Genomic DNA, 18,331 nt, shown 5'->3' with positions numbered 1-18,331 from the left:
GCCCCGCCCTCCCGGCCGCCGGGCGGCAGCGGTCCGGACGCCGGGGGCGGAACCTGGCCCGGACGCCCGGGGGGCGGAATCCGGCCCGGACCTCGCTCAGAAACCGTGCCGGGAGCCGCCGTCGACCGGCACCATGATGCCCGTCAGGTACGACGCCGCCGGTGACAGCAGGAACGCCGCGGTCCGCCCGAACTCCTCCGGCGTGCCGTAGCGTCGCAGCGGGATGCGCGCCTCGTTGGCGGCGCGGGAGGCGTCCGCGTCGCCCGAGAGCGCGTCCAGCTCGCGGACCCGGTCCGTGTCGATCCGGGCCGGCAGCACCCCCACCACCCGGATGCCCCGGGGCCCCAGTTCGTCGGCCAGGGACTTGGCGAAGCCCGCCAGACCGGGGCGCAGCCCGTTGGAGATGGTCAGCCCGGCGATCGGCTCGTGCACGGAACCGGAGAGCACGAAGCCGATGACCCCGCCCTCGCCGAGCGCGGCCGCCGCGGTCCTGGCCAGCCGCACCGCGCCCAGGAACACCGACTCGAAGGCCGACTGCCACTGCTCGTCGGTGTTGTCGGCGACGAAACCGGGTGCGGGCCCGCCGACGCTGATGAGGATGCCGTCGAGCCGCCCGAACCGCTCGTGCGCCGCGTCCACCAGACGCCGGGCGGAGCCGGGGTCGGCGTTGTCGGCGACGAGGCCGACCGCGTCCGGCCCCAGTTCGGCGGCGGCCTTCCCGACGCGCTGCTCGTCCCGCCCGGTGATGATCACCCGTGCGCCGTCGGCGGCCAGTGCCGCGGCGGTGGCGTTGCCCAGCCCGCGGGTCGCCCCGGTGACGATGTACACACGGTCCTTCAGTCCAAGATCCATGGCCCTATCCTGCCGTGTCGGTCTCCAGGGTGTCCTGCCCGGCCAGCGCCATGGCGGTGCCCACCAGGCCGATGTGGCTGAACGCCTGCGGGAAGTTGCCGAGTTGCCGCCGCTTGCCGGTGTCGTACTCCTCGGCGAGCAGCCCCACGTCGTTGCGGAGCTCCAGCAGCTGCCGGAACAGCTCCTCCGCCTCCTCGGCGCGCCCGGTCAGGCGCAGGGCGTCGGCCAGCCAGAACGAGCAGGCCAGGAAGGCCCCTTCGGTACCGGGCAGCCCGTCGACCGAGCCGCCGTCCGTGCTGTAGCGGCGGACCAGGCAGCCGCTGCCCAGTTCGGCCCGGACCGCGTCGACCGTCCCGATCAACCGGGGGTCGTCCGGCGGCAGGAACCCGGTGCGGGCGATCAGCAGCGTCGCGGCGTCCAGCTCCTGGGAGCCGTAGGACTGGGTGAAGGTGTTCCGCACCGGGTCGAACCCCTTCTCGCACACCTCCTGGTGCACGGCGTCCCGCATGGCCCGCCACCGGTCGGCGTCCCCGGCCAGCGAGGGGTTCTGCTCCAGGGTGCGCACGGCACGGTCCGCGGCGACCCAGGCCATGACCTTGGAGTGCACGAAGTGGCGGCGCCGGCCGCGGATCTCCCAGAGCCCCTCGTCCGGCTCGCGCCAGGTGGACTCCAGGAAGCCGAGCAGGCTCAGCTGGAGGTTCCAGGCGTGCGGCTTGTCGTCCAGGCCCGCCTCGCGCGCGAGCCGCAGGGAGTCGATGACCTCGCCGTAGACGTCGAGCTGGCGCTGGCGGACCGCCGCGTTGCCGATCCGGACCGGGGCGGAGTTCTCGTACCCGCGCAGCCACGACAGCTCCGCCTCGGGCAGCCGCCGCTCGCCCGCGAGGCCGTACATGATCTGGAGGTCGGCGGGGTCCCCGGCGACCGCCCGCAGCAGCCAGTCCCGCCAGGCCGCGGCCTCCTCCAGGTACCCGGCCGAGACCAGGGCGTCGAGGGTCAGCGTGGAGTCCCGCAGCCAGCAGAAGCGGTAGTCCCAGTTCCGTACGCCGCCGATCTCCTCCGGCAGCGAGGTGGTGGGGGCCGCGACGATGCCGCCGGTCGGCGCGAAGGTGAGCGCCTTCAGCGTGATCAGCGAACGGATCACCGCCTCCCGGTACGGGCCCCGGTACCTGCACCGCGAGGACCACTCGGCCCAGTCGGACAGGGTGGTCTCCAGGGCCAGGTACGGGTCGACGAGGTCGGGGCGGGGCGAGTGCGAGGGGTGCCAGGTCAGGACGAACGCCACCTTCTCGCCCGCCGCGACGGTGAACGACGAGCAGGTGGAGAACTGCTGGCCCCAGGTCTTGACCGGCGGTTCGCTGCGCAGCCAGGCCGAGTCCGGTCCCGCGACCGCCACCCGGTGCCCCTGCGAGCGGCGCACCCACGGCACGACGGAGCCGAAGTCGAAGCGCAGCCGGAGCACCGAACTCATGTCGACGCTGCCGCTGACGCCCTCGACGATCCGCATGACATCGGGTTCCCGGTCGCGCTGGGGCATGAAGTCGATGACCTTGACCGTGCCGGTACGGGTCTCCCAGACCGTCTCCAGGACGAGGGAGTCGTCCACGTAGCCGCGCCGGGTGCAGTTCTCCGCACCCTTCGGGGCGATCCGCCAGTGGCCGTTCTCCTCGTCGCCGAGCAGGGCGGCGAAGCAGGCACCCGAGTCGAAGCGGGGCAGACAGAGCCAGTCGACGGAACCGTTCCTGCCGACCAGGGCGGCCGTCTGGAGATCGCCGATGAGGGCGTAGTCCTCGATGAGTGGGGTCACGTTCTGGCGTGTTCCCGGACCGGGGCCCCGTTAAGCAACACAGGCACCCGGGTCGCCCGGTAGCAGGCCGTACCCGCCCCGGGCCGTCCGGCTTCCGTCCGTCCCCGCCCGGCCCTCGTCCGCGGACACGGCGTCAGGCCGTCGCGGGCTCCGGCTTCTCCGGCCTGCCGGGCTCCTCCGGGTCGGAACAGGACGCCTCCTCGGCCGCCGCCTGGGCCCGGTCGCGCTTCTCCCGGCGGGCGAGGACCACGTACCCGACCGGGACACCGGCGGCGAACAGCCACCACTGCACGGCATACGCCATGTGCGGGCCGATCGAACCGGAATCGGGGGACCCGATCAGCTCCGGGGAGCCGTCGACCGGCTCGGGCGCGGTCTGCTCGATGTAGCCGCCGAGCACCGGACGGGAGAGCCGCTCGGCCTCCTGGGCGCTGCTGATCAGCATCACCTGGCGGTCCGGCAGGTCCGAGATGTCCTTGATGCCGCTGGCGTCCGTCGTCTCGTCGGCCTTGAGCCGCCCGGTGACGGTCACCTCGCCCCGGGGCACGGGCGGCACGTCGGGGAAGTCGCGCTGGCTCGCGGCGGGGGGCACCCAGCCGCGGTTGACCAGGACCGTGCCGCCACCCTTGAGGTCGAGCGGGATCAGCACGTGGAAGCCGACCCGGTCGTCGGAGGAGGTCCTGCGGCGCACGACCACCTGGTGCGCGGGGTCGTACGTGCCGGTGGCCGTCACCGTACGCCAGTAGTCGGACCGCGGGACCGTGTGACCCGGGGAGGTGAGCGAGGCGACCGGGACCGGCTCAGCCTTGAGGTTGCGGGAGATCAGGGCGTTCTGCGCGACCCTGTGCTCATGCCGGTGGAACTGCCAGAAACCCAGCTCGACCATCGTGGGAATCAGGACGAGGGCGAGGAGGGCGAGGAGAAGCCACTGCCGGGTCAACAGGAAGCGGTACACCCCACGACGGTACAACCGGGGTCGTGGGGTGCATCGCGCAGGGGTGGGGGAAGGAAGTGCGGCGGCCGGTGGTCAGACCTTGTCGATGATGCCCACCTTCCCCTCGGCGCGGGCGCAGTGACCGCCGCAGAACCAGTGCCCCTCGACCTCCACGCCCTGGCCGATGATCTGGACCCGGCAGTGCTCGCAGATGGGTGCCATGCGGTGGATGGCGCAGGAGAAACAGTCGAAGACGTGCACCGCGCCCTGCGCGTGCACCTCGAAGGACATGCCGTAGTCGTTTCCGCAAACCTCGCAACGTGCCATGCGCCACAGGGTCGGACGCGAGGGCGTCGGCGGGCGAGCGGTGGGCGGGCGAGTCGCCGCCGGTTCACTCCGATGACGGTGTGGCCGGCCGCGCCGTCGAGGGTGCCACGTCGCGCAGCAGATGGGTGAACGCGCTCTCGTCCAGGATCGGGGTGCCGAACGACTTGGCCTTCACCGTCTTCGATGTCGCCGAGTCCGGGTCGTTGGTCACCAGCAGGCTGGTGAGCCGGGACACACTGGTCGCCACGTGCAGCCCGGCCTCCACGGCCCGGTCCTCCAGCAGCTCGCGGTCGATGGAGGTGTCGCCGGAGAACGCCACCCGCATCCCCTGCTTGAGCGGCTTGTCCTTCTCGTACCGCCCCGGGTTCGGATACGGGCACGCCGGGCGCTTGCGCGGGGCGCGCCAGGAACCCTGACCGTACGAGGACCGGGGGCCGGACCGCGGGGTGACCGGGGAGTCCGACCACTCGGTCAGCGGCCGGCACTCCAGCAGCGGCAGCCGCACCCCGTCCCGCGCCGCCGCGTGCAGGCTCGGCCGGAACGCCTCGGCCAGGACCCGGGCGTCGTCCAGCGCGTGGTGGGCGCGCTGCTGCACGACCCCGAAGTGCGCGGCCAGCGACTCCAGCTTGTGGTTGGGCAGCGGGAGCCGCAGCTCCTTGGAGAGCGCGATGGTGCACAGCCGCTGCTGGACGGGGGCGAGGACCGAGGCCCGCGCGTACTCCCGGGCCAGCATCGACCAGTCGAAGGCCGCGTTGTGCGCGACCAGGACACGGCCCGTGAGCCGCTCGGACAACTGGGCGGCGATCTCCGGGAAGAGCGGGGCGCCTTCGAGGACGTCGCTGGTCAGGCCGTGGATCCAGACCGGACCGGGATCGCGCTCCGGGTTGACGAGGGTGTACCAGTGGTCCTCGACGTCGCCCCGGGCGTCCAGACGGTAGACGGCGGCGGACACTATCCGGTCGTCCCGGGCGAGCCCGGTGGTCTCCACGTCGACGACCGCGTACCCCTGCGGGTAGGAGGTCGGCCATGGTCCTGCGGTCTGGCGGTCGTCGAGCATGGTCACAGAGAATACGGGCCGCGACTGACAGTCTCCTATTCCGGCCGCCCCGGGTTCTCCCGTTCCGGCCGGCCCCGGTTTCCCGTACACGCCGGTGTCTCCGCGCGTCTGCGAGGGAACGGGGTGAGACCATCCCCGGGTGACGGATTCCCGGACGCACCACGAACCGCACGGCAACGGGCTCGGCACCCGGCTGAACTGGCTGCGCGCCGCCGTCCTCGGCGCCAACGACGGGGTGGTCTCCACCGCGGGCCTGGTCGTCGGCGTGGCGGGCGCCACCGGGGACCGCGGCACCCTGCTCACGGCCGGTCTGGCGGGGCTGCTGGCCGGCTCCATGTCGATGGCGGCGGGCGAGTACGTGTCGGTCTCCACCCAGCGCGATTCGGAGATGGCCGCGCTGGCGACGGAGAAGCAGGAGCTGATGGAGGCCCCGGAGGCGGAACTGGAGGAGCTGACCGGCCTGCTGGAGGGCAAGGGGCTGAGCCGCGAGGTCGCCCGCGAGGCCGCCGTCCAGCTCACCGAACGCGACGCGCTGCGCGCCCACGCGGCGGTCGAGCTGGGCATCGACCCGGACGAGCTGACCAACCCGTGGCACGCGGCGGGCGCCAGCTTCCTGGCGTTCACGGTCGGCGCGCTGCTGCCGCTGCTGGCGATCGTGCTGCCCCCGACGTCGCTGCGGCTGCCGGTGACCGTGCTGTCGGTGCTGGCGGCACTGGCGTTCACCGGCTGGTGGAGCGCCCGGCTGGGCGAGGCGGCGGCGGGGCCCGCGGTGCTGCGGAACATGGGCGGGGGAGCGCTGGCGATGGCGGTCACCTACGCGGCGGGGCAGTTGCTGGGGGCGGCGGGGGTGTGAGGGGGCCGGGCCCTACCTGAGTCGTACGAGGCGCTCGGGCGGGAAGAGTTCGGTTCCGGTGGCCATCGTCTCGCTGCCGAGGTAGATCGTGAGGTTGTCGAGATCGGTCAGGGGAGTCAGGTCGTAGGGGCCATGCTTGGACAGTGCGTACAGACTGAGCTCTTTCAGCGCGGGTAGCTCGCGCAGCGGCTCCAGTCCGTGCCGCAGACGGCAAAGGGTGAGTACGAGTGTGTGCAGGGCGGTCAAGCTGACGAGTTCGGACAGTTCCAGGTCATCCAGAGACCCGAGAACGAGAATGCGGAGACGACGGAAGAACCGGGTCCGGCACACGTACTGGAGCTGCGACGAACTGTCGACACGGAGGGCTTCCAGCTCGGTGTGCCGTTCGACTCCTTCCAGGCTCAGCTCTCGGGCCTCCTCGGTCAGGAAAAGCGACCTGATGCGGCCGCTCAGTGGCAGTTCCCCGACGCTGTTGACGGCGAAGCGGTGGCCCAGAATCAGGTTGTTGACCTCCGTGAGCGGCTCCAGCTGTTCTGCTGGTACGTCGGGATGGAGCTGACTCAGGGACAGCCGGGTCAGAGGAAGGCTGGACAGTGGGCTCAGATCGCGGACTTCGGGACACCGACTGAGCCCCACCTCCGTGAGCGATCGCATCGAGGCCAGTGGAGAGACATCGGTCAGTGCTTTGTTGTCGTAGATGAGGAGGCTCTCCACCTCATGGCGCCGGACCAGTGGGGACAGGTCCGAATGATCGCCCCGCAATCCGATCCTTCGCGCCTCGGGCACGTATCGCAGGGCTGCCATCTGACCGGTGTTCGTCACAGAGATGTTGACTTCGGTCCAGGCCCGCGCCGCGAGCACTTCCCGGGCGTAGCCGTCGGTGTCGAACGAGTTCCATGCGTAGGCCAGTTGGGCTGCCACCCAGGTCCGTTCGTCGTCCCGGTAGCGCTTGACCACTTCGTACGCTCCGTCGCCGCCGACGAGTGCAGCCGTCAGTACCACATATCCTGCCGCGCGTTCGTCCTCCACCTCCTCCGGCCCCGGCAGCAGTTCCAGTACCAGCTCACCGGCCTCGGCCAGGGCCTCCGCCTCCGCCTGGGCGCGCGGCGGCAGCAGCTCCGACGTCCGCCCCTGGACCTCGGTGCGCACCGCCGGGTCCAGTTCCGGCGCGTGTTCCAGACTTGCCGCCGCGAGCAGGACGAGCCGGTGCCGGTGTTTCTGGGTCTGGTCCGCGCGTTTGAGCAACCGCCGCAGCAGCCGGGCCCGTTCGTCCGCGCGGGCGTGGCCCACCGCCATCTGGACCACGTCGTGCCACTGGTCGTCGTGCGCGTGCTTGACCAGGACGCCGAAGTCGCGGGCCTCCACCGCCGCCTTCGCGCCCAGGTAGTCCTGGAAGGTCCGGTGCACGAACCCCACCGCGCCAGGGGCGGGTTCGCGCAGCAGGCCGCTGCGGATCAGCAGGTGCGCGAACACCTGCTCCGGCGTCCCCCGCACCTGGGGCATCGCCGCCAGCCACTCGGCCACCATGGACCGGGCCTCGTCGCGGTCCGCCTCCACCTGGCCGTTGCGGATCAGCCAGTACGCGAGGCGTTGCAGCAGCGCCGTCTGCTCCTCGCGGGTCAGGTCCACACCCTCGACCCCGGTGATCTCCCGCTCGGTGTCCCGGCGCACCAGCAGCATGTCCAGCGCCGCGTCGTACAACTCCTTGCGGGCGCGCGGGAGTTGCATCCGCCGGTCTCGGTTGAGCGCGCACAGCAGGGCGCACATCAGCGGGTTCGTTGCGAGCCGTGCCAGGTCCCGGCGGGTGCCCACCGCGCGTCGCAGCGAGGACTCGTACGCGTCCAGCCGCTCGCGCTCCCCGGGGCCGTCGCACTCGGAGCGGGCCGCCGCGTGCCAGTGCTCGACGAACAGGCGGATGTCCTCCCGGCTCATGGGCAGCAGCGCATGCGGCTCGAAGTCGAGACCGGTGCCGGACAGCCAGCCCTCCGGCACCGCCGACGGCCGGGTCGTCACCACGTAGCGGGCCTTCGGGTACGCGACGATCAGGCCCTTCAGCCACTGCTCGGTACGCCGCCGCAGGCGCGTCGGGACCTCGTCCACCCCGTCGACCAGGACCAGCCCCCGGCCCTCGGTCAGCAGCCGGTCCGCCCAGCCGGCGGGCGCCGCACCGTGCAGCGGCACCCCGGCCGCGCGCAGGAACTCCTCGGGCGTGGGCAGGGCCCCGTGCGAGGTGAACGCGCGCAGTCGCAGGACGAACGGCACACAGCGGTTCCAGTCCGCCAGGCCGGTGCCGAACGTCCGGCGGGCGGCGTTCACCGCGAGCCACTGCACCAGCGTGCTCTTGCCCGAACCGGCCGGGCCCCGCAGCAGCAGCCGGTCCGTCCCGGACAGCGCCTGCTCGACGGAGACCGTCACCGCGGCGGGGTGCTCCAGCATGCTCTGCCGGGCACCGTTCCCGCTCACGGACAGGCTGATGTAGGCCGTCTCCAGCGGCCATTCGGCCGCCGACCGCCCGAGCGTCAGCCCGAACAGGCCCATCCGGCTGTGTGCCTCGGCCATGAAATCCGCGTACCGGTGCTCGAAGTCCAGGGCGGCGGAATCCGGGCGCGGGCCGACCCGTTCGCGGACGTCCGCCACCAGCTCCCGCGTCCGCTCCGTCGCCCGGGTCTGCTCCACGGCCGCCCGCGCCGCGAACGACGGCTGGGCGGTCAGCTGCTCCACGGCATGCGCGCAGCACCGGCCGAGCAGCTCCTCGTACAGCTCGACCGCCCGCCCCGAGAGGCCCGCGGCGGGCGCCGACAGCTCGGCGCGCAGCCGCTCGGGCTCCAGGCCGACGGCGAACAGCCGCTCCGCCGTCAGCCCGCCCGCCGCCGCGAAGGTGTCCCGCACCGCCTCCACGGCGGCCAGCCGCTCGTGCTCGGGCAGCCCGGCGTACGACTCCGCCAGCCGTTCGCCGAGCACCCGCGCCAGCCGGTCCGGCTTCGCCGGGCGGGGGAGCGGACGCACCGGGTCCGGGACCAGGCCCGCTCCCGGCCGCGGCGCGACCAGCGACCTGGCCACCGTGCCGATGACCGTCGTCGCCAGCCGGACCAGCGCAACTTCCAGACCCTGCACGGCATTTCCTCCCCGGGGCGGCTCAGGTCACAGGGATCGTATGACGCCCGCGAAGCCCGTCTTGGCAGAACCATCCAAAGACTGCTGACAACGCGTCTCGCATACTTGTTGGTAACAACGTCTGGCCCCCGGCCCACCTGCGGCTCTACGGTGCTGGCATGCCGACGAACCTGCCCGATGTAGTGCTCTGGTCCATACCGGCCTTTGTCCTGCTCACCGTCCTGGAAATGGCCCTCCACCACTTCCATCCCGACGAGGAGGCCGCCGGGTACGAGACGAAGGACACCGTCACCAGCATCAGCATGGGGCTGGGCAGTCTGGCCTTCGACCTGTTGTGGAAAGTGCCCGTCGTCGCGATCTACACCGCCGTCTACGAGCTGACCCCGCTGCGCGTACCCGTGCTCTGGTGGACCGTTCTGCTGATGCTGCTCGCGCAGGACTTCTTCTACTACTGGTCGCACCGCGGCCACCACGTCATCCGGATCCTCTGGGCCTGCCACGTGGTCCACCACTCCAGCCGGAAGTTCAACCTCTCCACCGCGCTGCGCCAGCCCTGGACCTCGCTGACCGTCTGGCCGTTCTACCTGCCGATGATCGCCTGCGGGGTCCACCCGGCCGCGCTCGCCTTCTGCTCGTCGGCCAACCTCGTCTACCAGTTCTGGGTGCACACCGAGCGCGTCGACAAGCTGCCCAGGCCCTTCGAGTACGTGCTGAACACGCCCTCCCACCACCGGGTGCACCACGCGTCGCAGGGCGGCTACCTGGACCGGAACTTCGGCGGCATCCTGATCGTCTGGGACCGGCTCTTCGGGTCCTTCACGGCCGAGACGGAACGCCCCGTGTTCGGCCTCACCAAGAACATCGACACGTTCAACCCGCTGCGGGTCGCCACCCACGAGTACGCCGCCATCGCCCGCGACGTACGGGCGGCGAGCAGCTGGAGCGAGCGCGCCGGACGGATCTTCCGCGGGCCGGGCTGGCAGCCGGCCGCGGCCTCCGCGGCCACCACGACCACGACCCTTCCCACCGAGGAGCGCGCCGGATGAGCGCCGAAGCCGACCGGGACCCCCGGACGAACACCGACGCCGACCGGGACCCCCGCGGCGCGGGCCGGACGGCGGCCGACGCCGGCACGGGCCGCCGGGACCGCCTCGTGCGCCCGCTGCTCGTCGCGTTCCTCGTGGCCTGCGCCGTCGACCTCATCGGCGTGCTCGCCGGGATCGAGCTCGCCCACCAGATCGCGAAACCCCTGCTGATGCCGCTGCTGGCGGGGTACGCACTGGCCCGGCGCGGTCCCCGGCTGCTCGTCGCGGCGCTGCTGTTCGGCTGGGGCGGCGACACCTTCCTGCTGCTCGACTCCGACACGGCCTTCCTGGTCGGGATGGGCTCCTTCGCCGTCGGCCACGTCTGCTACCTGTGGCTCTTCGGACGGGCCCACAGTTCACCGGTGGCCGCACTGGGGTACGCGGTGGCCCTGACCGTCTTCGTCACGCTGCTCTGGAACGGGCTGCCCGCGGACATGCGGGTGCCGATGGCCGGCTACAGCATGCTGCTCACGGCGATGGCGTGCCGGTCCGGCGCCCTCGGCATGCGGGCGGCCGTCGGCGGGGGACTCTTCCTGCTCTCCGACGGGCTGATCGCCACCGGGATCGCCGACTGGCCGCAACTGCCCGCCCCCGACTTCTGGGTCATGTTCACCTACCTCGCGGCGCAGTACCTGCTGACCACCGGGGCACTCGGCCCCGCCCCGGAGCGGGCGGTGCGCACCACGACGGACGGGCCCCGGGACTGAGGGTGTTCACCGGGTCGCGAGCCAGCCCGGACGGTCCGCCCCCAGCGGGCCGGGCGGGCGCGCCCAGTTCGCGGGGGAGCCGTCGAAGGCGACCGCCGGCAGCGCGTGCCGCAGCCGGCCCAGCGGGCTGTCCGTCTCCGTGAGCCACTTCTCCGGGTCGTACGGGGCGCACGGCCCGTCGGAACCGGTGTCGCGGTCTTCCGGGGCCGGGGCGGGCAGTTCGTCGAGCAGCCAGGCGGCGGTACGGGCCAGCGAGAGCGTGACCAGCCGGGAGCCGCCCTCGTCGTGCTGCCCGGTCAGGGCCCGCAGCACGGCGGCGGCCAGCAGATAGCCGGTGCCGTGGTCCAGGGCCTGAGCGGGCAGCGCGCCCGGTGCGCCCTCCGGCCCGGCCTGGACCGAGGCGATGCCCGTGGCCACCTGCACCAGGCTGTCGAAGCCGCGCCGCTCCGCCCACGGGCCGGCGGACCCCCAGGCCGACAACCGTGCGACGACCAGCCCCGGCCTGCGCGCGGCCAGGGACCGGGGCGTCAGCCCGAACCGGTCCAGCGCCCCCGGCCGGTACCCGACGACGACCACGTCCGCGTCGTCCAGCAACGCGTCGAGAGCGGCCCTGCCGGAAGGGCGGTCGAGATCCAGGTCCGCCGAACGCTTCCCGAAACCGGTGTCGCCGTGCGCGTCCGGGCTCTCCGGCAGCCGCGGCGAGTCGATCCGCAGCACGTCCGCGCCGAGCAGCGCCAGGGTCCGGGTGGCGACGGGCCCGGCGATCACCCGGGTGAGGTCCAGCACGCGCAGCCCGGCGGCGGGCAGCCCGGGTTCGCCGCCGGACGCCGCCGCCCGGCGCGCCGGCGCGTCGTCGAGCCGTTCCCCGGCCACCAGTGGCGTGCCCGCCAGGGCGGCGCCCCGCGGATCGGCCGCCCACTGCGCCGGGGTGCGGGCGGCCACGGCCAGGCCGCCCGCCGAGTGCACCGTCCGCTCGATCTCCTCGCCCCGGCGCCCGGCGAACGAGGCCGCCACCGCCGCCACCGCGACGTCGTCCGGGGTGTCCCCGGGCAGCCCCAGTGTGGCGAGCAACCTTGCCCGGTGGTGCGGGTAGTTGGCGTGCGTACGGACCCAGCCGTCCGCCGAGCGCCAGAACCTGGACAACGGGGCGAAGGCGGTCGCCGCCCGCCCGTCGATCCGCAGATGGCGCTCACCGGTGAACGCCGTCGCCACCGCGCCGTCGTCGACCCGGACCCGCGGCACCGGGCCGCCGGTCCGGCGGGCGGCCAGTTCGGCGGCGGCCAGCGAGCAGACCGCCACGGTGGACCGGGCCAGTTCCATGACGGGCAGCCGCGCGGGGAGCGCCCCGCCGCGGCCGGCCGTCCCGATGCGGGAGAGCAGCGCGGGATCGCCGCCCAGTGCCGCCCACGCCTGTTCGATGCCGGATGCACGTACCTGGTTCATCCCCGCACTATGGCACCGGGTGCCACCACGGAGGAAGACGCCCCGGGCCCCCGGAGCCACGGAGTCCCGGCTCTCCGGGGTCACGGTGCCACGACGCCCCGGTGAACAGCGGGAGGGCCCGGTCGAAGACCCCGGACCCTCCCCTTCGTGCCGCTTCCCGCTACCAGCGGACCGCGTTCAGCGCGTTCACCACACCGGCGCCGTAGAAGCCGTTGCGGTTCTTGCCGCCCTCGCAGACGGCGTCGATCGTGCCGTCGCCGTCGATGTCGTACGGCTCGCCGCACGCGGTGGCGTCGGCCTCCGCGAGCAGCAGCGCCTTCACCGCGGCCGCGGACGCGTACGGGTGCTTCGACTTGATCAGGGCCGCGACACCCGCGACGTGCGGGGAGGCCATCGACGTACCGGCCTTGTAGCCGTACTTGCCGTCCGGCAGCGTGGACAGGATCAGACCGCTCGTGGCCGGCGGGGCGGGCGTCTGGTAGACCGTGGAGTCACCGCCCGGGGCCGCCACGTCGATGACGCCGTTCCCGTAGTTCGAGTACGAGGCCTTCAGGCCCTTGGCACCGGTCGCGGAGACCGTCACCACGCCCGGCAGCTGCGCGGGGATGTCCAGGCACTGGGACGGGTCGATGGTCCGGGAGCCGGGGGTGGTGTCGTTCGGGCTGGTCGTGTCCTCGATCGCGTCGGAGGCCAGGTCGAAGGCGCTGTTGCCGGCCGAGGCGACGTTGACCGCGCCCTTGCGCTCCGCGTACCGCGTGGCACGGGCGACGGCCTCGACCAGGGCGCCCTGGTCCTCGTCCTCCTTGCAGTTGAACATCCACGGGTCGGTGTAATAGCTGTTGTTGGTGACGTCGACCCCGTGCTCGGCGGCCCAGACGAAGCTGCAGACGATCGACTCGGTGTAGAAGAAGCCGTCCGGGTTCGCCACCTTGATACCGGCGACCTTCACCCCCGGCGCGACGCCCGTCACGCCGACGCCGTTCTTCGCGGCGGCGATGGTGCCCGCCACGTGCGTGCCGTGGTTGCTCTCGCCGGCCTTCGGGCGCCAGGCGCCGTCCGTCGTGTCCGGCGCACCGGAGACGCAGCTCGCCGAGGCCCCGCGGTTGAAGTTCGGCGCCAGGTCCGGGTGGGTGTCGTCGACACCCGTGTCGATGACCGCGACCGTGACCTTGCTGCTGCCCAGCGTCTTCTTGTGCGCCTGGTCCGCCTTGATGGCGGGCAGGTCCCACTGCAGGGGCTCCATCGGGTCCTGGTCCGCCGCGGCCCGCGCCGCCGCGCTCTTCGCCTGGGCGGCGCTGAGCGGCTGGTCGTCCCCGGTGTCCGTGGTGGCCTGCGGGACGATGGGGTTGGTGCGGGTGGCCCCTGCCGAATCCACGCCCTTGGCCCGGCGGATCGTCTTCGCGAAGTCCGGGTTCTGCGAGTGGGCGACGATGACGCCGATCTGCTCGTAGGCGACCACCACCGTGCCGCCGGCCGCGGCTATCGCCTTCTTCACCTGCTTGACCGTGCCGTGGTTGCCACGCGTGTTGACCACGTAGGAGAGCTTCGGGCCGTCCGTCGACACCGTCGCCGCGGGCTGCGCGTCCACCGGTGCGGCGGAGGCGGCACCCGCGGGGAGGAAGCCGAGCGAGGCGGTGAGGGCCAGCCCGACGGGCAATGTCAGTGCGCGCGTCCGCCTGGATCCCAGCTGAGCCATGGGGTCTCCACATCATCCGTGCCGAGCGACCGGCACGATGTGGCCGATCGCGTACATGACGTGTGAAGTTATCGCTGATCATCCCTGCTCATCAATGAGTTCGTGGTAACGGATTCGACCGGACGGCGGCAGGGAGCGGCGGGAGAAGTCGGAGTCCGGGGTGAACCGCCCCGCGGAACCCTCCGTGCCCATGACGGGGAGAGCGCTCCCCGCCCCCGCCGGGAAGGGGTTCCGCACCCGGCCTTCCCGATGAGACCGACCGTCACCCACCCCACCGCACCCGCGTCGCGAGGAGATTCCGTGGCTACCGAAGCACCGCCGCCGCCCGAGGGCAGTACGGACACCCGCCCCACCCGGCCCACGACCGAGGCGTTCCTCGAGACGCAGGAGAGCGAGGAGTTCGGCGAACTGCGCCGCACGTACCGCTCGTTCGCCTTCCCGCTGACCGTCGCCTTCGTCCTCTGGTACCTGCTGTACGTGCTGCTGTCCAACTACGCGGGCGGCTTCATGGGCACCAAGGTGTACGGCAACATCAACGTGGCCTTCGTGTTCGGTCTCGCCCAGTTCGCCACCACCTTCCTCATCGCCTGGTTCTACTCGCGCCACGCCGCGGCGAAGCTCGACCCGAAGGCCGAGGCGATCAAGTCCCGCATGGAGGCCGACGCATGAGCGCCGCGTACCCCTCGCACCACGCCCTCCAGCTGGCCGCCTCGTCCACCACCGAGCACCGGCCGCTGATCATCACGCTCTTCGCCGTGTTCGTCGCCGCGACCCTGGGCATCACCGTCTGGGCCGGACGCCAGACCAGGAGCGCCGCCGACTTCTACGCGGGCGGCCGCCAGTTCACCGCCTTCCAGAACGGACTCGCGGTCTCCGGCGACTACATGTCGGCGGCCTCGTTCCTCGGCATCGCCGGTGCCATCGCCCTCTTCGGCTACGACGGCTTCCTGTACTCCATCGGCTTCCTCGTCGCCTGGCTGGTGGCCCTGCTGCTGGTCGCCGAACCGCTGCGCAACTCGGGCCGCTACACGATGGGCGACGTCCTCGCCTACCGGATGCGCCAGCGCCCGGTCCGCACCGCCGCCGGTGTCTCCACCATCGTCGTCTCGATCTTCTACCTGTTGGCGCAGATGGCGGGCGCGGGCGTCCTGGTCGCCCTCCTCCTCGGCATCACCAGCGACGCGGGCAAGATCCTCATCGTCTCCCTGGTCGGCGTGCTGATGATCGTGTACGTCACCATCGGCGGCATGAAGGGCACCACCTGGGTGCAGATGGTGAAGGCCGTCCTGCTGATCGCGGGCGCCCTGCTGATGACCTTCCTGGTGCTGCTGAAGTTCGACTTCAACATCTCCGACCTGCTGGGCACGGCCGCCGCGAAGAGCGGCCACGGAGCGGCCTTCCTGGAACCCGGCCTCAAGTACGGTGCCACCGGCACCTCGAAGCTGGACTTCCTCTCCCTCGGCATCGCACTCGTCCTCGGCACCGCCGGCCTGCCGCACATCCTGATCCGCTTCTACACCGTGCCGACCGCCAAGGCCGCCCGGAAGTCCGTCAACTGGGCCATCGGCATCATCGGCGCCTTCTACCTGATGACGATCGCGCTCGGCTTCGGCGCCGCGGCCCTGATCGGCCCGGCCGAGATCAAGGCCAAGAACCCGGCCGGGAACGCCGCCGCCCCGCAACTCGCCGAATACCTCGGCGGGGTCGGCTCCACCGGCGGCGCCGTGCTGCTCGCGGTGATCTCCGCCGTCGCCTTCGCCACCATCCTCGCCGTCGTCGCGGGGCTCACCCTCGCCTCCTCGTCCTCCTTCGCGCACGACATCTACGCCAACGTCATCCGCAGGGGGAAGGCCACCGAGAAGGAGGAGATGCGGGCCGCCCGCTGGGCCACCGTCCTCATCGGCGCGGTCGCGATCGTCCTGGGCGCCTTCGCCCGCGACATGAACGTCGCCGGGCTCGTGGCCCTCGCCTTCGCCGTCGCCGCGTCCGCCAACCTGCCGACCATCCTCTACAGCCTCTTCTGGAAGCGGTTCACCACCCAGGGCGCGCTGTGGTCGATCTACGGCGGCCTGGCCAGCTCGGTGATCCTGGTGCTGTTCTCGCCGGTCGTCTCCGGAAACCCGAAGACATCGATGTTCAAGGGCGTCGACTTCGCCTGGTTCCCGCTGGAGAACCCCGGCCTGATCTCCATCCCGCTGGGCTTCCTGCTCGGCTGGATCGGCTCCCTCCTCTCGAAGGAGGAGCCGGACAAGGGCAAGTACGCCGAGCTGGAGGTCAAGTCCCTCACCGGCGTCGGGGCGCACTGAACGAACACCGCACACGGCCGTGTCGTAGGGTCCTACGACACGGCCGTGCCGCTCCTCGTGGCTTACGGGCCCCCTCGATGTCACAGCTCTCGCGTAGGCTCGAAGGAGCCAGCCGGAACCGCCGCCCGTACACCCGGGAGCGGCACCGGAAAGCCATCGGGGGAGGGGGCCACATGCTCATCGACACCTACGGCAGGGTCGCCACCGACCTGCGCGTCTCACTGACCGACCGGTGCAACCTCCGATGCACGTACTGCATGCCCGAGGAGGGCCTGCAGTGGCTCGCCAAACCCGACCTGCTCAGCGACGACGAGATCGTCCGGCTGATCCACATCGCCGTCACCCGGCTGGGCATCACCGAGGTCCGGTTCACCGGCGGCGAGCCGCTGCTGCGCCCCGGCCTGGTCTCCGTCGTCGAACGGTGCGCTGCCCTGGACCCGCGCCCCAGGATGTCGCTCACCACCAACGGAATCGGACTGAAGCGCACCGCCGCCGCGCTCGGGGCGGCGGGGCTCGACCGGGTCAACGTCTCGCTGGACACCCTGCGCCCCGAGACCTTCAAGGCGCTCACCCGCCGCGACCGCCTCCACGACGTGCTGGCCGGCCTCGAAGCCGCCCGTGACGCCGGACTCGACCCGGTCAAGGTCAACACCGTCCTCATGCCGGGACTCAACGACGACGAGGCCCCCGAGCTGCTCGCCTGGGCCGTCGAGCACGACTACGAGCTCCGCTTCATCGAGCAGATGCCGCTCGACGCCCAGCACGGCTGGAAGCGCGACGGCATGATCACGGCGGGCGACATCCTCCAGTCGCTGCGCACCCGCTTCACCCTCACCGAGGAGGGCGACACGGAGCGCGGCTCCGCCCCCGCGGAGCGCTGGATCGTCGACGGCGGACCGCACCGGGTCGGGGTCATCGCCTCCGTCACCCGCCCCTTCTGCGGGGCCTGCGACCGGACCAGACTCACCGCCGACGGACAGGTCCGCACCTGCCTCTTCGCCCGCGAGGAGACGGACCTGCGCGGTGCCCTGCGCTCGGGCGCGCCCGACGAGGAGATCGCCCGGATCTGGACGGAGGCGATGTGGGGGAAGAAAGCCGGATCGGGACTGGACGACCCCTCCTTCCTCCAGCCGGACCGGCCCATGTCGGCGATCGGCGGATAGGCCGCCCCTCCCGGCAGCGGCGCCGTCCACCCGGACCGTGCGGCACCGGACCGTGCGGCAGGAGGGGAACTACCGGGAACTACCCCTGGGCACCGCCCGGTTCGGGCCCGGCGGACTCCCACTCCGCCAGCGTCACCACGTCCTTGAGGAAGCCGCGGACGCCGAGGAACGAGGAGAGGTGCTCCCGGTGCTCCTCGCAGGCCAGCCAGGTCTTGCGACGCTCCGGGGTGTGCAGCTTCGGGTTGTTCCAGGCGAGCACCCACACGGCGTCGGCCCGGCAGCCCTTGGCGGAACAGATGGGCGCGGCATCGTCGGCTGCGGTATCAGGGGAGTTCACGGACTCAACCCTAAGGGCTGTCGAACCGCGGTTCCCCGGCCGTCCGCGTCACCCCGTGCCGGAGAAAAGCGACGCCGAGCAGCCACGGGGGGAGCTGCCCGGCGTCGGTCTGTCGCTCCGACGGGGGATGCGGAGCGCCTACGCAGTATGTCACGCACACCGGGGTGCGGTGCACCAGAACTTCATGATTGATCTGAGGTTCTCTTGAGGATTCGGTGAGGGAAGCCCCGACCGGGCTCACGCCGATCCGGCACCACGGGGCGTTTCGCCGCTTTTCGGGCCGGGGTCCGTGCCGCCGGACACCGGCGCCGCGTCGAGGGCCGGCCGCATCGGCGCCGGTACGAAGGTCGAGGGGAGCGAAGGAGTGTTCTCCCGGCCCGCGTTGGCGATGACCACCGCCACGTAGGGGAGCAGCACACCGAGCACCAGGGCCACGATCGCGACGTACCGTTCGACGTTCCACAGCACGGCGGCCAGGATCACCGAGACCGTCCGCACGGACATCGAGATCACATAGCGCCGCTGTCTGCCGCGCACGTCGTCCGCGAGTCCCTGCCGGGCCCCCGTGATCCGGAAGACCTCGTCGCCGCTCCGCTTCCGCATCACGTCTCCACCCTTCCCCCGACACCGACGGACCGGGGGCACCTCATTTC

Annotated in this window: 16 protein-coding genes; 6 read left to right on the top strand and 10 right to left on the bottom strand. The window is 72.0% G+C overall.

Annotated elements, in window-relative coordinates:
* Positions 1–96 precede the first annotated feature (96 nt).
* The 5 genes from ABZZ04_RS25295 to ABZZ04_RS25275 form a co-directional block, all read right to left on the bottom strand.
* Entirely contained in the window at positions 97–852 is a 756-nt protein-coding gene (locus tag ABZZ04_RS25295) for an SDR family oxidoreductase (protein ID WP_356934494.1), read from the bottom strand.
* A 4-nt stretch (positions 853–856) separates the two neighbouring features.
* Positions 857–2,656, bottom strand: coding sequence for a glycoside hydrolase family 15 protein (locus tag ABZZ04_RS25290; protein ID WP_356934493.1), 1,800 nt, complete (start codon positions 2,654–2,656; stop codon positions 857–859).
* A gap of 133 nt (positions 2,657–2,789) precedes the next feature.
* Positions 2,790–3,611: an SURF1 family protein gene (locus ABZZ04_RS25285; RefSeq protein ID WP_356934492.1), complete on the bottom strand. Its 822-nt coding sequence runs from the start codon at positions 3,609–3,611 to the stop codon at positions 2,790–2,792.
* A gap of 72 nt (positions 3,612–3,683) precedes the next feature.
* Positions 3,684–3,917: a hypothetical protein gene (locus ABZZ04_RS25280; protein WP_078532401.1), complete on the bottom strand. Its 234-nt coding sequence runs from the start codon at positions 3,915–3,917 to the stop codon at positions 3,684–3,686.
* Between the two features lie 64 nt (positions 3,918–3,981).
* Positions 3,982–4,980 carry a DEDDh family exonuclease gene (locus ABZZ04_RS25275; RefSeq protein ID WP_356934491.1) on the bottom strand — a complete coding sequence of 333 codons (999 nt, stop codon included), beginning with the start codon at positions 4,978–4,980 and terminating at the stop codon, positions 3,982–3,984.
* Positions 4,981–5,113: 133 nt separating this feature from the next.
* On the opposite strand from ABZZ04_RS25275, the gene ABZZ04_RS25270 reads away from it, so the two are divergent.
* Positions 5,114–5,827 (top strand): VIT family protein, encoded by a 714-nt coding sequence (locus tag ABZZ04_RS25270; protein ID WP_356934490.1) that lies wholly within the window; start codon positions 5,114–5,116, stop codon positions 5,825–5,827.
* Positions 5,828–5,839: 12 nt separating this feature from the next.
* On the opposite strand, the gene ABZZ04_RS25265 is transcribed toward ABZZ04_RS25270, so the two are convergent.
* A complete protein-coding gene (locus ABZZ04_RS25265; RefSeq protein ID WP_356934489.1) occupies positions 5,840–8,941 on the bottom strand; it encodes an NACHT domain-containing protein in 3,102 nt (1,033 codons plus the stop codon).
* 158 nt (positions 8,942–9,099) lie between these two features.
* Here ABZZ04_RS25265 and ABZZ04_RS25260 point away from each other — a divergent pair, with 158 nt between their 5' ends.
* Positions 9,100–9,987: a sterol desaturase family protein gene (locus ABZZ04_RS25260; protein WP_356934488.1), complete on the top strand. Its 888-nt coding sequence runs from the start codon at positions 9,100–9,102 to the stop codon at positions 9,985–9,987.
* The gene (locus tag ABZZ04_RS25255; protein WP_356934487.1) at positions 9,984–10,733 is read left to right on the top strand and encodes a lysoplasmalogenase; all 750 of its coding nucleotides are present in this window, start codon (positions 9,984–9,986) and stop codon (positions 10,731–10,733) included. The genes ABZZ04_RS25260 and ABZZ04_RS25255 overlap by 4 nt, the downstream gene beginning before the upstream one ends.
* 6 nt (positions 10,734–10,739) lie before the next feature.
* On the opposite strand, the gene ABZZ04_RS25250 is transcribed toward ABZZ04_RS25255, so the two are convergent.
* The gene (locus ABZZ04_RS25250; protein WP_356934486.1) at positions 10,740–12,176 is read right to left on the bottom strand and encodes a CoA transferase; all 1,437 of its coding nucleotides are present in this window, start codon (positions 12,174–12,176) and stop codon (positions 10,740–10,742) included.
* 160 nt (positions 12,177–12,336) lie between these two features.
* Positions 12,337–13,872 carry a S8 family serine peptidase gene (locus ABZZ04_RS25245; RefSeq protein ID WP_356934485.1) on the bottom strand — a complete coding sequence of 512 codons (1,536 nt, stop codon included), beginning with the start codon at positions 13,870–13,872 and terminating at the stop codon, positions 12,337–12,339.
* A 300-nt stretch (positions 13,873–14,172) separates the two neighbouring features.
* Between ABZZ04_RS25245 and ABZZ04_RS25240 the strand changes: the two genes are divergently transcribed.
* The 3 genes from ABZZ04_RS25240 (at position 14,173) to moaA (ending at position 17,341) form a co-directional block, all read left to right on the top strand.
* Complete coding sequence (locus ABZZ04_RS25240) at positions 14,173–14,541, top strand: DUF485 domain-containing protein (protein WP_356934484.1); 369 nt, start codon at positions 14,173–14,175, stop codon at positions 14,539–14,541.
* Complete coding sequence (locus tag ABZZ04_RS25235; protein ID WP_356934483.1) at positions 14,538–16,178, top strand: cation acetate symporter; 1,641 nt, start codon at positions 14,538–14,540, stop codon at positions 16,176–16,178. Before ABZZ04_RS25240 ends, ABZZ04_RS25235 begins: the two co-directional genes overlap by 4 nt.
* A gap of 173 nt (positions 16,179–16,351) precedes the next feature.
* On the top strand, positions 16,352–17,341 hold the full coding sequence (gene moaA / locus ABZZ04_RS25230; protein WP_356934482.1) for a GTP 3',8-cyclase MoaA: 990 nt from the start codon (positions 16,352–16,354) through the stop codon (positions 17,339–17,341).
* Positions 17,342–17,420: 79 nt separating this feature from the next.
* On the opposite strand, the gene ABZZ04_RS25225 is transcribed toward moaA, so the two are convergent.
* Positions 17,421–17,678: a hypothetical protein gene (locus ABZZ04_RS25225; RefSeq protein ID WP_356934481.1), complete on the bottom strand. Its 258-nt coding sequence runs from the start codon at positions 17,676–17,678 to the stop codon at positions 17,421–17,423.
* 237 nt (positions 17,679–17,915) lie between these two features.
* The gene (locus ABZZ04_RS25220) at positions 17,916–18,281 is read right to left on the bottom strand and encodes a DUF3099 domain-containing protein (RefSeq protein WP_356934480.1); all 366 of its coding nucleotides are present in this window, start codon (positions 18,279–18,281) and stop codon (positions 17,916–17,918) included.
* Between the last annotated feature and the right edge of the window lie 50 nt (positions 18,282–18,331).

Origin of the sequence: Streptomyces sp. NPDC006435 (genome assembly GCF_040612315.1) — a bacterium.
Classification (GTDB): Bacteria; Actinomycetota; Actinomycetes; order Streptomycetales; family Streptomycetaceae; genus Streptomyces.
This window is presented reverse-complemented; position numbering and strand designations above follow the sequence as displayed.